General features: G+C 73.2%; 14 protein-coding genes and 1 riboswitch. Of the genes, 5 read left to right on the top strand and 9 right to left on the bottom strand.

The genetic code is table 11. The features are described from left to right. The first annotated feature begins 83 nt into the window (after positions 1-83). Positions 84-169: riboswitch (ZMP/ZTP riboswitch) on the top strand. Between the two features lie 22 nt (positions 170-191). Further along, positions 192-1,058, top strand: coding sequence for a bifunctional 5,10-methylenetetrahydrofolate dehydrogenase/5,10-methenyltetrahydrofolate cyclohydrolase (locus ACZ4FH_RS10410; protein ID WP_467303739.1), 867 nt, complete (start codon positions 192-194; stop codon positions 1,056-1,058). A gap of 33 nt (positions 1,059-1,091) precedes the next feature. On the opposite strand, the gene ACZ4FH_RS10415 is transcribed toward ACZ4FH_RS10410, so the two are convergent. Next, on the bottom strand, positions 1,092-2,570 hold the full coding sequence (locus ACZ4FH_RS10415; protein ID WP_467303740.1) for an aminotransferase class I/II-fold pyridoxal phosphate-dependent enzyme: 1,479 nt from the start codon (positions 2,568-2,570) through the stop codon (positions 1,092-1,094). Between the two features lie 252 nt (positions 2,571-2,822). Between ACZ4FH_RS10415 and ACZ4FH_RS10420 the strand changes: the two genes are divergently transcribed. Further along, on the top strand, positions 2,823-3,788 hold the full coding sequence (locus tag ACZ4FH_RS10420; RefSeq protein ID WP_467303741.1) for an LLM class F420-dependent oxidoreductase: 966 nt from the start codon (positions 2,823-2,825) through the stop codon (positions 3,786-3,788). A gap of 39 nt (positions 3,789-3,827) precedes the next feature. Here the strand turns inward: ACZ4FH_RS10420 and ACZ4FH_RS10425 are convergent, their stop codons facing one another. The 3 genes from ACZ4FH_RS10425 to ACZ4FH_RS10435 form a co-directional block, all read right to left on the bottom strand. Further along, positions 3,828-4,472 (bottom strand): LysE family translocator, encoded by a 645-nt coding sequence (locus ACZ4FH_RS10425; protein WP_467303743.1) that lies wholly within the window; start codon positions 4,470-4,472, stop codon positions 3,828-3,830. A 64-nt stretch (positions 4,473-4,536) separates the two neighbouring features. Continuing rightward, entirely contained in the window at positions 4,537-5,004 is a 468-nt protein-coding gene (locus tag ACZ4FH_RS10430; protein ID WP_467303744.1) for a DUF2871 domain-containing protein, read from the bottom strand. Positions 5,005-5,116: 112 nt separating this feature from the next. Next, entirely contained in the window at positions 5,117-5,911 is a 795-nt protein-coding gene (locus ACZ4FH_RS10435; protein WP_467303745.1) for an MmyB family transcriptional regulator, read from the bottom strand. 98 nt (positions 5,912-6,009) lie between these two features. Between ACZ4FH_RS10435 and ACZ4FH_RS10440 the strand changes: the two genes are divergently transcribed. Next, positions 6,010-6,768 (top strand): dienelactone hydrolase family protein, encoded by a 759-nt coding sequence (locus tag ACZ4FH_RS10440; RefSeq protein ID WP_467303747.1) that lies wholly within the window; start codon positions 6,010-6,012, stop codon positions 6,766-6,768. Positions 6,769-6,942: 174 nt separating this feature from the next. Continuing rightward, positions 6,943-7,266 carry a hypothetical protein gene (locus ACZ4FH_RS10445; protein WP_467303748.1) on the top strand — a complete coding sequence of 108 codons (324 nt, stop codon included), beginning with the start codon at positions 6,943-6,945 and terminating at the stop codon, positions 7,264-7,266. 25 nt (positions 7,267-7,291) lie between these two features. Here the strand turns inward: ACZ4FH_RS10445 and ACZ4FH_RS10450 are convergent, their stop codons facing one another. Continuing rightward, positions 7,292-8,071, bottom strand: a complete 780-nt coding sequence (locus tag ACZ4FH_RS10450) for a class I SAM-dependent methyltransferase (protein WP_467303749.1) — start codon at positions 8,069-8,071, stop codon at positions 7,292-7,294. Positions 8,072-8,127: 56 nt separating this feature from the next. Between ACZ4FH_RS10450 and ACZ4FH_RS10455 the strand changes: the two genes are divergently transcribed. Then, positions 8,128-9,153, top strand: coding sequence for an ArsR/SmtB family transcription factor (locus ACZ4FH_RS10455; RefSeq protein WP_467303751.1), 1,026 nt, complete (start codon positions 8,128-8,130; stop codon positions 9,151-9,153). A gap of 52 nt (positions 9,154-9,205) precedes the next feature. Here the strand turns inward: ACZ4FH_RS10455 and ACZ4FH_RS10460 are convergent, their stop codons facing one another. The 4 genes from ACZ4FH_RS10460 to ACZ4FH_RS10475 form a co-directional block, all read right to left on the bottom strand. Next, positions 9,206-10,003 carry a helix-turn-helix domain-containing protein gene (locus ACZ4FH_RS10460; RefSeq protein WP_467303753.1) on the bottom strand — a complete coding sequence of 266 codons (798 nt, stop codon included), beginning with the start codon at positions 10,001-10,003 and terminating at the stop codon, positions 9,206-9,208. A 15-nt stretch (positions 10,004-10,018) separates the two neighbouring features. Further along, positions 10,019-10,780, bottom strand: coding sequence for an ABC transporter permease (locus ACZ4FH_RS10465; protein ID WP_467303754.1), 762 nt, complete (start codon positions 10,778-10,780; stop codon positions 10,019-10,021). Continuing rightward, on the bottom strand, positions 10,777-11,592 hold the full coding sequence (locus ACZ4FH_RS10470) for an ABC transporter ATP-binding protein (RefSeq protein ID WP_467303755.1): 816 nt from the start codon (positions 11,590-11,592) through the stop codon (positions 10,777-10,779). Before ACZ4FH_RS10470 ends, ACZ4FH_RS10465 begins: the two co-directional genes overlap by 4 nt. A 110-nt stretch (positions 11,593-11,702) precedes the next feature. Further along, positions 11,703-12,965, bottom strand: coding sequence for an arginine deiminase (locus ACZ4FH_RS10475; RefSeq protein WP_467303756.1), 1,263 nt, complete (start codon positions 12,963-12,965; stop codon positions 11,703-11,705). Positions 12,966-13,013 lie beyond the last annotated feature (48 nt).

A 13,013-nucleotide genomic window follows, 5' to 3' on the forward strand; every position in this document is an offset into this window, starting at 1 on the left:
GGTCACCGGCCGGGGCCGGAACGTGATGGTGCGGACCGCGATCACGTTCCGGCCCCGCGACACGACCGGGTCCATTAGGGTGACGGGCGGGCCGTGACTGGCGCTGAGGTGGAGTACCACCGGGGAGCGGTCCGACGGGATGTCGTTGCCGTGCGCCTGGGCGAGTGGTCGACCACGCCTGGAGGGCGCAGATGTCTTCGATTCGTACGGCCCGGCTCATGGACGGCACCGCCCCCGCCCGGCGCATGCTCGGCGCGGCGGCGGAAGCGGCGGCGGAGATCACCCGGCGTACGGGCACGCCGCCGTGTCTGGCGACGGTGCTGGTGGGGGAGGACCCCGCGTCGGTCACGTATGTGCGGATGAAGCGGGCGCGGTGCGAGAAGGCCGGGATCCGCTCCCGCCACGTCGCTCTGCCGGCCGCGACCACGACCGCCGAACTGATCGGCACCCTGGCGGGGTTGTCCGCCGAGCCGGACGTCCACGGCATCCTGCTCCAGCATCCGTGCGGACCGCACGTCGACGAGCGGGCCGCGTTCGAGGCGATCGACCCGGCGAAGGACGTCGACGGGGTCACGATGCGCTCCTTCGCCGCGATGGGCTTCGGGCTGCCGGGATTCGTCTCCTGCACCCCCGGCGGGATCATGCGGCTCCTGGAGGAGTACGAGGTGGACCCGGCCGGGAAGCACGCCGTGGTGGTGGGCAGGAGCGCGATTCTCGGAAGGCCGGCCGGGATGCTCCTCCTCGCGAAGGACGCGACGGTGACGTACTGCCATTCGCGTACGGCGGACCTGCCGGCGATCGTGCGGGAGGCGGACATCGTGGTGGCGGCCGTGGGGCGGCCCCGGCTGATCCGGGGCGAGGACGTCAAGCCCGGGGCGGTGGTGATCGACGCCGGGTACAACGCGGGCAACGTCGGGGACGTGGACTTCGGCACCGCGCGCGAGCGGGCGGGTCTGATCACCCCGGTGCCGGGTGGCGTCGGGCCGATGACGATCGCCGTCCTCCTCGCGCAGACCGTGGAGGCCGCCGCGCAGCAGCTGGGTGTACGGGAGCGGTGACGCGCCCGCCCGCGGGGCCTTTGGGACGGGGCGTCACCCCTCGTCGTCGGCGCAGACCCTGACGGTACGGAGCTGCGGGTCGGCCGGGTCGGGAAGGTTCATGCCGGCCGCGAGCCCGGTGAGCAGATAGCGGAGCACGGGTTCGGTGAGCCGCTCGCCGGGGAGGACGACGGGGATGCCCGGGGGATAGGGGGTGATCATCTCCGCGGCGATCCGCCCGGCGGCCCGCTCCACCGGGACGTCCTCGGTGGGGGTGAAGTAGGCGTCGCGCGGCAGCCTCTCCTGCTCCATGCGCAGCTCGGCCGGGGCGGGAACGTCCACCTCCGGGCCGCGGGGCAGCGTGGGCGCCCGGTGGGCGAGGTCCCGCAGCCCCGCGAGCAGACGGTCGGCGGTCTCCGCGTCGTCGGCGTGGGTGAGCTGGGCGCTGATACGCCGGTGGTCCACGAGGTGCATGTCGATGTGGTGGTGCTCGCGGAGCAGGTCCGCCGCGAGATACCCGGAGATCCCGAGGTCCCGGATGTCGATGACGACCGGCAGCGGATCGAACTCGCAGCCGGCGTCCGGCCCGCAGAAGTCGTCACGGTCGTTGACGTGCATGCCGTCGACGGTCTCGATCTCCTCGCGCACGGCGGCGGCCAGCGCGAGGGCGCGGGACATCAGGGTGTGCCCCTCCAGGACCATCTGGCGCCGCCAGCCGTCGATGCCCGCGTAGAGCAGCACGGACGGGCTGGTCGTCCCCAGCAGGTCCGCCCGGGAGGCCAGCGTGTCGTGGTCGATCAGATCGCCCCGCAGATGGAACACCGAACCCTGCTCCAGTCCGCTGCCCATCTTGTGGACGCTGGTGACGCAGACGTCCGCGCCGGCGTCCATCGCCCACGTCGGCAGGTCCGGGTGGAACGGCAGATGCGCGCCCCACGCCTCGTCGACGACGAGCGGGCGCGAGCGGCGGTGGCACACCTCGGCGACGGCACGCAGATCCGCCGCCACCCCGTAGGGCGTCGGGCTGGTGATCAGCGCGCCCCGCGCGTCCGGATGCGCGGCGAACGCGCGGTCGTACGCGTCGGCGGTCGGCGGGTGCGCGAGATGCCGGTCCTCGTCCCACCGCGGTTCGATCCACACGGGGCGGATGCCGGACAGGATGAGCCCCGAGATCACGGACTTGTGCGCGTCCCGCCCCACCAGGAGCTTCTGGCCGTGCGCGGCGACGCTGAGCATGGCCGCCTTGACCGAGAGCGAACTCCCGCACGTGGAGAAGAACGTGTGGTCGGCGTGGACCGCGTCGGCCATCAGCTCCTCCGCCCGCCGCAGTACACCGGACCCGGTCCGGCGGTCGTCGAGCCCGCCGGACGCCAGCAGGTCCCCGAGGAACACCGCGTCCCCGAGCAGCTCACGGACCTCGGGAGCGGCGCCCCGGGCCTGTTTGTGGCCGGGAGGTGTGAACGCCAGCTCCCCACGGCGCCGGTAGGCGGCCAGCGCGTCGAGGACGGGTGCCGCGTCGTGCTTGTTCGGCATGCCTGCCGCCTTCCCGTGGTCGGTCCGTCCCCGGGTGCCCGGCGGGGACCGGGGACGGGGTTCGCCGCCGGACGCGCCCCGCCTCTTCTTCGACGGTCCCACGGTTGCCCCGTCCGCGCCGACCGCACACCTTCCCACCTGCGCAAACATCCAGGAGACCGGACCGGTGCGCTCCAGTGACGACGACCGGCACCTTTCCGGTCTCCGTTCCTCCGGACGTTTCACAGGTCCACGATCGGACAACCTTCTCATATGCCTCAATTCGGATACACGATGATGACCGAACAGGCGGGACCGCGGGCCCTGGTCGACGACGTGGTGGCGGCCGAACGGGCCGGCTTCGACTTCTCCGTCACCTCCGACCACTACTTCCCCTGGCTGGCCTCCCAGGGGCACGCCCCGTACGCGTGGAGCGTGCTCGGCGCGGCGGCCGTCGCCACGTCCCGTATCCCGCTGATGACGTACGTGACCTGCCCGACGACCCGCTACCACCCGGCCGTCGTGGCCCAGAAGGCCGCGACCCTGCAACTGCTGTCCGAGGGGCGGTTCCGGCTCGGCCTGGGCTCCGGGGAGAACCTCAACGAGCACGTCGTGGGCGCGGGTTGGCCCGACGCCCGGGTGCGCCTGGACAGGCTCGAAGAAGCCGTCGGGATCATCAAGGCGCTCCTCGCGGGCGGATACGTCACGCACCGCGGCACCCACTTCGCCGTCGACAACGCCAGGTTGTGGGACCTGCCGTACGTTCCCGTGCCCGTCGGCGTCGCCGTCTCGGGCGAACGTTCCTGCGAGATCGCCGGCCGGCTCGCGGACCTCGTCATCGCCACCGAGCCCAAGGAGGACCTGCTCACCGGCTTCGAACGGCACGGCGGCGGCGGAAAGCCCCGCGTGGGCCAGCTCCCCGTCTGCTACGACCCCGACCGCGACGCGGCCGTCGCGCGCGCCCACGACCAGTTCCGCTGGTCCGTCGGCGGCTGGAAGGTCAACTCCGAACTCCCGGGCCCCTCCGCCTTCGAGCAGGCCACCCAGTACGTCACCCCGGACGACATCGCCGGATCCGTCCCGTGCGGCGACGACGTCGGCGCGTTCACCGACGCGGTACGGGCCTTCACCGACGCGGGATTCACCGAGGTCGCCCTCGTCCAGATCGGCGGCGACCACCAGCGGCCCTTCATCGACTGGGCGCGGGAGAAGCTGCTGCCCGCGCTGCGGGCGCTCTGAGGGGGTGCGGTCCGGTCCGTCGTCCCGGGCCGCAGGGGCTCAGTCCTTGCGCCCCGTCGCCGCGACGGTCACGCCCAGCCCGATCATGGCGAGCCCGCCGGCCCCGCCGACCAGGGAGAGCCGCCGCGGCGAGCGCGCGAACCAGTCGCGGGCCGTGGACGCGGCCAGGCCCCACACCATGTCGGAGAGCAGGGCGAGGACGGCGAAGACCAGGCCCAGCACCAGCATCTGAGCGGCGGCGTGGCCCTGGCCGCGGTCGACGAACTGCGGCAGCACGGCGGCGAAGAACACGATGGTCTTGGGGTTGGAGACGCCCACCGCGAAACCCTCCCAGAAGGTGCGCCGGCCGCCCCGCGCGGCACCGGCGCCCGCTCCGGTGACCGCGGCGTGCAGGGAGCCGCGGTCGCGCCAGGCCTTGACGCCGAGGAAGACGAGGTAGGCGGCGCCGGCCAGTTTGAGTGCCGTGAAGACGAGGACCGAGCGCTCCACCACGGCCCCGACCCCGAGGGCCACGGCGACGATCAGCACATAGCAGCCGGCGGTGTTGCCCACGACCGTGGTCAACGCGGCACGGCGTCCCTGGGCCAGCGCCCGCCCGATCACGAAGAGCACGCTGGGTCCGGGGATCGCGATCAGCAGGAAGGACAACGCGGCGAACGCGAGAAGACGGTCGGCAGACACCATGCGGCCCATGCAAGCACAGGGCGCACCCGTCGTTCCACGGGATTCCCGTCCGGCCCGCGCCCGGTCACGCCGCCGCCGTCGCGTCCTCCTCCGGGCCGGTCGCCGGGGCCGGGTGCTGCACGTGGGCGTTGACGCGCTTGCCGAGGAGGACGAAGAACAGGACGAGCCCGACCGTCAGCACGATGTGCCCGAGACCGGCGGTCAGCGGGACCGCCTCCGGTATGCGGTCCTCGTCGCGGCCGAGCACCGTCAGGATGCCGTGGACGCCCATCATCGCGGTCGAGAGCGCCAGTCCGGCGTTGTAGAGCCAGAAGAACGCGGTGAACAGGCGCGTCCCGGAGAGCTGGAAGACCTTGTCGAGGCCGAGGACGATCAGGAAGACGAGCATGCCGAGGGCGAGCAGATGGGTGTGCATCAGCGCCAGTTGGGTCTCGCCGTGGAAGTCCTCGGCCTTCGTGAACTCCCGGTAGAAGAGTCCCGAGACCACGCCCACGATCATGTAGACATGTGCCGCGTAGTACGACGTGCGCACGGTGCGCCCCCCAGTCGGTCCGGTGTGGTTGCGCCCATTCAAGCGGCGTCGCGCCGATCTTCGCGCGGCTTTTATGGAACCGGCGTTCGAGAGTGTGCCGGGTGGATGCCGTTCACCGGAGGAGCCGGGCGATTCCGGCCCCGTCCCCGCCCCTCGCGTGGAACGTGACCAGCTTCTGCTCGGGGGCGTCGGCCAGTTGGAGCACCACGTGCTCCAGCTCGATCACGCCCAGCTCCGGATGGCGCAGCCGCTTGGTGCCCGAACCCAGGGGGACGACCCGGTGTTCGGACCACCAGGCGCGCGCCTCCGGGCCGGCGTCGAGCAGCTCGTCCAGGAGGGCGGCGAAGGCGGGATCGCCGGGATGACGGGCCCACGCCGCACGGAAACGGCCGAGGAGCGCGGACGCCTCGGCCGGCCAGTCGGCCATCACCCGGCGGGCGTCCGGATCGGTGAACATCCACCGCAGGAGATTGCGGTCCCCGGGCGGCCGGGCCGACCAGTCGGTCCACAGCGCGCGGGCGGCCCGGTTGGCCGCCAGCACGTCCCAGCAGCGGCCCGTCACGTACGCCGGATCCGGGTCGAGCCGGTCCACGAGCGCGACGACCGCCGGTGCCGGGGTCTCGGCGACGGCCGGCCCGGCGTCCCGAGCGGTGCCGTGGACCAGCGCGTGGAGGTGGCCCCGCTCCGTGGCGTCCAGGCGCAGCGCCGCCGCCAGCGCGTCCAGCACCTGCCCGGACGGCCGCAGTTCGCGACCCTGCTCCAGATACGTGTAGTACGTGGGGGAAATGGCCGCGAGCTGGGCGACCTCCTCACGACGCAGCCCCCGCGTCCGGCGGCGGACCCCCGCGGGCAGACCGACGTCGGCCGGCTGGAGGCGTTCACGGCGGGAGCGCAGCAGAGCTCCCAACTCCCCTGAACGGGACGTGGATCGAGGCATCGTGGTACTCCGGTTACTGGGAAGAGCGGACTGTGGTCGCCGGTCCGCGCCGAGATTACGTTGACGCCATGAACGTCGGGAACACGGGCACCGGCACGACCGGGCCGTCCACCATCCGCACCGAGCACATCTCCCTCGCCGTCGACGACGGCCCGCCCATGGGCGCCTACCTCGCCCGGCCGGAAGGGCCCGGCCCCCACCCGGGCGTGGTGGTGGGCATGGAACTCTTCGGGGTCGACGCCCCCGTCCGCGCCGTCTGCGACCACCTCGCGGCACTCGGACACGTGGCGCTCGCACCCGACTTCCACCACCGCACGGCCCCCGGCTGCGAGCTGCCCCGCGACGCCGAGGGCCGCGCACGCGGCTTCGCCCTGCTGGAGCGCATGACGCGGACCACCGTGATCAGCGACGTACGTACCGCCGTCGACCACCTCCGTGCGACCGGCAGTCCGCACGTCGGCATGGTCGGGCTGAGCCTCGGCGGTCATATCGCCTACCTCGCCGCGACCGCCCTCGACCTGTCCGCCGTCGCCGTCTTCTACGGCGGCTGGCTGCCGACGACCGACATCTCCCTGAGCCGCCCCGAACCCACCCTGTCCCTCACCCCCTCCCTCTCCGGCCGGGTGCTCTTTCTCGTCGGCGAGCACGACCACGTCGTCCCGCCCGCCCACCGCCGGGCCGTCGCGGACGCGCTCCGCGCCGCCGGGGTGCCCCACGAGATGGTCGTCTACCCCGGCGCCGGGCACGGCTTCCTCCGGACCGATCCCGCCGCGGCCGCCGACGCCTGGCGTCGCGTGCGCACGGTGATGAGCCTCCGGCAGCACTGAACGCCCTGCGCCCCGGCGGGCTTCCGGCGGTGCCGGGGACCGGCAGCCTGCCGGTCGCCGACGCTGCCGGTCCCCGGCATGGCCGGGAACCGGCCTGCCCGGCGACGATGAGCACGTCTTCGGACCGGACGCCCTCGCGTGGCGGACCGCGTGGCTCGGGAGGGAAGAGGCGTCATGGCCTGGGTGGTGGGAATCGGTGCGGTGCTGGGGCTGCTGGTCATCGCCCTGGGGATCGTCACGCTGCGGACCGGCCGGGTCCTGCCGCCGGCGCGCCGCCATGTCGGGCGGCCCCGGCTGTACGCACTCGGAGCCCTGTGCACCGGCGGGTCCGTCGTCCTCCAGAGCCTGTTCCACTTCGGCGTCGTGCCCGGATTCCCGTGGGAGGCGCGGTTCTTCACCGGCAACGCCCTGCTGCTCGGCGGACTCCTGCTGATCGCCCTCGGCCAACTGCTCCCCGCACGCGCGAACACGGGGGCCGCCCGCACCCCGGCCGCGTGAGGGCACGGGGCGCGGGCGGCCCCCGTCACGGAGCGCCGTCCCCCGCGACGAGCAGCCGGTAGCCGTAGTCGACGGACTCCCGGGTCAGCAGGTCCGCGTGGCGCCGGTGCCAGGCACCCGAGGCGAGGTCCGCGCGCAGACGCTCCATCGCCGGCTCGACCACGGACGCGGGCAGCTGGGCGAACGTCGAACTCGCCCGGCGGACCACCGGGTCGAGATAGCACTCCGGACGCCTCCAGAAAGCGCACTGGAAGCCGTCGGTGAAATCGTGCGGGACGGGGAACGGCACCACCGTGTGCGCGTCCAGTGCCTCGGCCATCGCGGCGAGCGGGGCGAAACGGGAGCGGTCGAGGTCCCGGATCTCGGGCACGTACTCCTCGATCAGCCACAACTCGGTGCTGTGCCCCGGATCCCAGGTGAACACGAGCCGCCGGCCGGCGACCCGCCGCAGTTCGGCCAGGCCCCGGTACGGATCGGGCCAGTGGTGCACGGTCATCACCGCCATCGCGGCGTCGAAGGCCCCGTCCCCGAACGGCAGGGCCTCCGCCCCGGCCATCACCTTGTCGCGGCCGGGGTGCTGGTCGAGCATCACCCGCGACGGGTCCACCGCCGTGACCGCGAAGCCGTCCGGTTCGTAGGAGCCCGTTCCGGCGCCGACGTTGACGACCGTGCGCGCCCCGGCCAGCGCCCCGCGGATCAGGGCCGTCAGCCGTGGATCGGGCCGGCGGACCTTCCGGTAGCCCAGCCCGATGCGGTCGTACACGGCGGCGGTGTGCGGAGTGGCCCCGGAGGCAGAAGCGGTCATGCCCCGGATCCCACCAGGCCACGGAGCGCGGACGGAAGAGATTTAGGCTGGGCCGAATGTTGCGCCTCCGCCTGGACGTGGACGATCTGGCCTCCGTCCGCTTCGCCTGCTCGCCCCTCCAGGAGACCGTCCAGAGCCTGCGGGCCTGGCGCAGCCCCGTGCGCTACGCCGCGCACCGGCCCTTCCTCCGGCAGTCCGCCCCGCTGCTCCGCCACGTCGACTGGCCGCTCCTCCAGGCGCTCGTCGGTCCGACCCGGCTCGTCCCGGACTTCCTCACGCCCCACCCGCCGACGCCGGCCACGGACATCGACGACGAGTTCACCGCCCTGCGCGCCACGCCCGCCTGCCGCGTCGCCCACGAGATCGAACGGGCCGCCGACGGGCATCCCGTGCATCCGCTCCTCCGCGGGGCGCGCACGGACCCCGAAGGACTCCTGGACGCCGTCGCCGACGCCCTCCACACGTACTGGCTGCTGGTCGTCGCCCCGCAGTGGCCGCGCATGTACGCGGTGCTGCGCGCCGACATCGTGCACCGCGCCGGCCGGCTGGCCGACGGGGGAGCCGCCGCGCTGTTCGCCGGTCTGGACCCCGGCGTCCGGTGGCGCACCGACCGCGACACCGGCACCAACAGCGACGCCGGACCCCGCACCGGAGCGGCACCCGGCACCGGCATCCTCGAAGTGGACGCCTTTCCCGCCGAGCGGCACGAGATCGCCGTCGACGGCCACGGGCTGACCTTCACCCCCTCGCTCTTCTGCGACCACGCCGTCACCGTCGTCGACCTCGCCCTGCCGCCCCGGATCTGGTACCCGGCGAGGGGACCGGCCACGGTCTGGCACAGCGACACGCCCGCCCCGTCCACCGCGCTGGCCGAGCTGCTCGGCCGCACCCGCGCCCGTGTCCTCGCGGGACTCGACCGGCCGGAGAGCACCACGGGGATCGCCCGGCGGCTCGGCATCAGCGCCGGCTCGGCCAGTCAGCACCTCGGCGTCCTGCACCGCGCCGGCCTCGTCACCCGGGCCCGTCAGGGCCACCAGGTCCTCTATCTGCGCAGCCCGCTGGGCGACCGGCTCTCGGCATGACCCGGTGAAGCCGGCACCGGAGCGCGACCGGCGGCCCCGGCCGGATCCCCGCTCAGGACGGCGGGGACCCGCCCGGCAGCCGGCCGGGCGGCACCTGCTCGATGCGGGTCCAGCCCTTCCAGCCCCGCTCCCTGAGGACCTCCAGCACCAGGTCGGCGCCGGGCGCCGACTCGATCATCGACGCGTCCATCAGGGCGACGAACGCGTCGTCGAAACCGTCGGTCCCCACCTCCCCGGCCTCCACGGCGCGGATCATCAGACGCTCCAGGATGTCGGCGATCTCCACGATCCGCGGATCACCGGGGGTCCAGTCGCGGTCGGGATCCCCGGTGAAGTAGCCGTACAACCGCACCATGTCGGGGTCGTCCAGCTCCTCGTTCTTCTTGGCGATCACCGCGTCGATCATCTCCGGCACCTGGGCGGCGATCATGATCCAGGCGTCCCGCTCCAGCTCGATGTACCGCTCACCGACGCCGAGCCCCCGCAGCCGGTCCAGATAGGCCACGACGCTGCGGGGGAGCGCCAGTTGCTCTCCGGCGGCGAGCCGGGCGAGTCTGCGGCGGGTGTCGCTCAGCCGCCGGATCTCGGCCCGCACCCGGCGGTCGATCTCCTCGACGCCCCGGGCGAAGCCCTCCGCGTCCGCGTCGAGCAGCTCCTGGACCCGGGCCAGCGGGACGCCCGCATCGGCCAGGGTGCGGATCCGGATCAGCCGGACCACGGCGGCGGCGTCGTACGAGCGGTACCCGGAGCGGTCGCGTTCCGGCTCGGGCAGCAGTCCGACCTTGTGGTAGTGGCGGACCGCCCGGACCGTCACTCCGGCGTACGCCGCGAGCCGGCTGATGGTGAGCATGCGTCCCAGCCTGCCTCAGCCGATCTTCCGGCGGTAGGCGGCCATCGCGCCCGCGTACGCCACGACCAGGATGCCCGCGCACCACCCGAGCGCGCTCCAGAGCTCGTCCCCGGCCGGCCGGTCCGCCAGCAGCGCGCGGAGCGTGTCCACGATCGACGTCACCGGCTGGTGCTCGGCGAACCAGCGCACCGGACCCGGCATCGTGCCGGTGGGAACGAACGCCGAGCTGACGAACGGCAGGAAGATCAGCGGGTACGCGAACGCCCCCGCGCCCTCGACCGACGACGCCGAGAGCCCCGGGATCACCGCCAGCCAGGTCAGCGCCAGGGTGAACAGGAACAGCACCCCGGCGACCCCGAGCCATCCGGCCGCGCCGGCCGGCGAGCGGAACCCCATGAGCAACGCCACGCCCAGCACCAGCACGAGCGCGATCAGATTCGCGACCAGTGAGGTGAGGACATGGGCCCACAGCACCCCCGACCGCGCGATCGGCAGCGACTGGAACCGTTCGAAGATCCCGCCGCTCACATCGGTGAACAGCCGGAACGCCGTGTACGAGACGCCCGAGGCGACCGTCATGAGCAGGATGCCCGGCAGCAGGTACGCGACGTAGGGCACGGGCCCCGTGTCGATGGCCCCGCCGAACACGTAGACGAACATCAGCATCATCGCGACCGGGGTGATCACCGTGGTGACGACCGTGTCCGCGCTGCGGGTGACATGGCGCAGCGTCCGTCCGGTGAGCGCGGCCGTGTCGCCGAGGAAGGTCGAGGTCATCGCCCGCCTCCCGCCGTCGTGCCCGCCGCGCCGGGGGTGCCGGTCCGGCCGGCGCCGATGACCGCGAGGAAGATCTCCTCCAGGCTCGGCTGCTTCTCGACGTACTCGGCCTCGGCGGGCGGGAAGAGCCGCTTCAGCGCGTCCAGCGTGTCCTCGACGAGGATCCGCCCCTCGTGCAGGATCGCGATCCGGTCGGCCAACTGCTCGGCCTCCTCCAGGTGCTGCGTCGTCAGCAGCACCGTCCTTCCCCGGCCGGCCAGCTCCCTGACCGCCTCCCACACCTCGATGCGCGCCTCCGGGTCGAGACCGGTCGTCGGCTCGTCCAGGACGATCACCGGCGCGTCCCCGACCAGGCTCATCGCGAGATCGAGCCGCCGCCGCATCCCGCCCGAGTACGTGGAGACGCGCCGCGCCCCCGCCCCGGTCAGCGAGAAGCGGCGCAGCAGACCGTCCGCCACCGCACCCGGGTCCGCCAGGTGACGGAGCCGCGCGACGAGCACGAGGTTCTCCCGGCCGCTCAGGATCCCGTCGACGGCGGCGAACTGCCCGGTGAGACTGACCGACTCCCTGACCCGAGCCGGCCGGGCGACGGCGTCGAAGCCGTTGACCTCGACGGCGCCCGCGTCCGGCTTCAGCAGCGTCGCGAGGATCCGCACCGTGGTCGTCTTGCCCGCCCCGTTGGACCCGAGCAGGGCGAGGACGGAGCCGCGCTCCACGTCGAGATCGACGCCGCGCAGCACGCCGACCGTTCCGTACGCCTTCTCCAGACCCCGTACGCGGATCGCCGGACCGGCGGTCGATTGGGCCTCCATGCCCGTTCCCTCCTTCGTCTGCCGCATGCCGTCCGGCGGCTGCCGGACGGCATCTGAGGGAAGGATGGAGGGTTGACCCGGCGTCAAGGTCAAGCCGTCCGGGCGGCCCCTCAGAAGTCGACGGGATCCCGGACGAGCGGGCAGGTCATGCAGTGGCCGCCGCCCCGGCCCCGGCCCAGTTCCGCGCCGACGATGGTCACGACCTCCACCCCGGCCTCGCGCAGCAACGCGTTCGTCTGGGTGTTGCGGTCGTAGGTGAAGACGACGCCGGGCTCGACGGCGACGGCGTTGTTGCCGCTGTCCCACTGCTGCCGTTCGGAGGCGTACACATCGCCACCGGTGCCGATCACCCGCAGCTCCGGAAGCCCGAGGCCGCGGGCGACCACGTCCACGAACGGGGCCGAGCCCTCGTCGGTGACGTGCACGGGGTGCGCGGCGTCGCCGGGACGCAGCGAGAAGGTGTGCACCGCGTCCATGATCTTCGGGTAGAGGGTGACGACGTCCCGGTCGGCGAAGGTGAACACCGTGTCCAGATGCATCGCGGACCGGAGCCGGGGCATTCCGGCCACGATGACGTGCTCGGCCGCGCCGTTCGCGAAGAGGGCCGCGGAGACCTGGGTGATCGCCTGGCGCGAGGTGCGCTCGCTCATGCCCATGAGGACGACGCCGTTGCCCACCGGCATGATGTCGCCGCCCTCGAACGTGGCCTGGCCCCAGTCCTGCTCCGGGTCGCCCCACCAGACGGTCGCCCCGGCGAAGTCGGGGTGGAAGCGGTAGACCGCCTTCATCAGCAGGGTCTCGTCGTGCCGCGCCGGCCAGTACAGCGGGTTGAGGGTGAGGCCGCCGTACAGCCAGCACGTCGTGTCGCGGGTGTAGAGCGTGTTGGGCAGCGGGGGCATCAGGTACTCGCGGACGCCCGTGGACTCGCGGGCCAGCGCGACGTACGGGGAACGGCGGGCGTCCGGCAGATCGAAGGTCGCCAGCCCGCCGATCAGGTACTCGGCCAGCCGCCGGGGCTCCAGCGACTCCAGGAACGCGCGGGTGTCGTCGATCAGGCCGATGCCGACCTCGTTCGGCACGATCTTGCGGTCCAGGAGCCAGGACCGCGCCCCCTCGACGGCCATGGTCTCGGCCAGCAGCTCGTGCAGCTCCACCACCTCGACGCCGCGCCGCCGCAGCTCGGCGACGAAGTCGGCGTGGTCGCGCTGGGCGTTCTCCACCCACATGACGTCGTCGAAGAGGAGGTCGCCGGCGTTGGTCGGGGTCAGCCGGCGGTGCGCCAGACCGGGCGCGCACACCAGCACCTTGCGCAACCGCCCCACCTCGGAGTGGACGCCGTGGGGGAGCGGGGACGGAGTGCTCGGTGCGGTCATGGGGACCTCCCTGGACGGGGTGCGGAGGGGCGGGCGGGGGACGGGGTG

Source organism: Streptomyces sp. NPDC024555 (genome assembly GCF_055559335.1).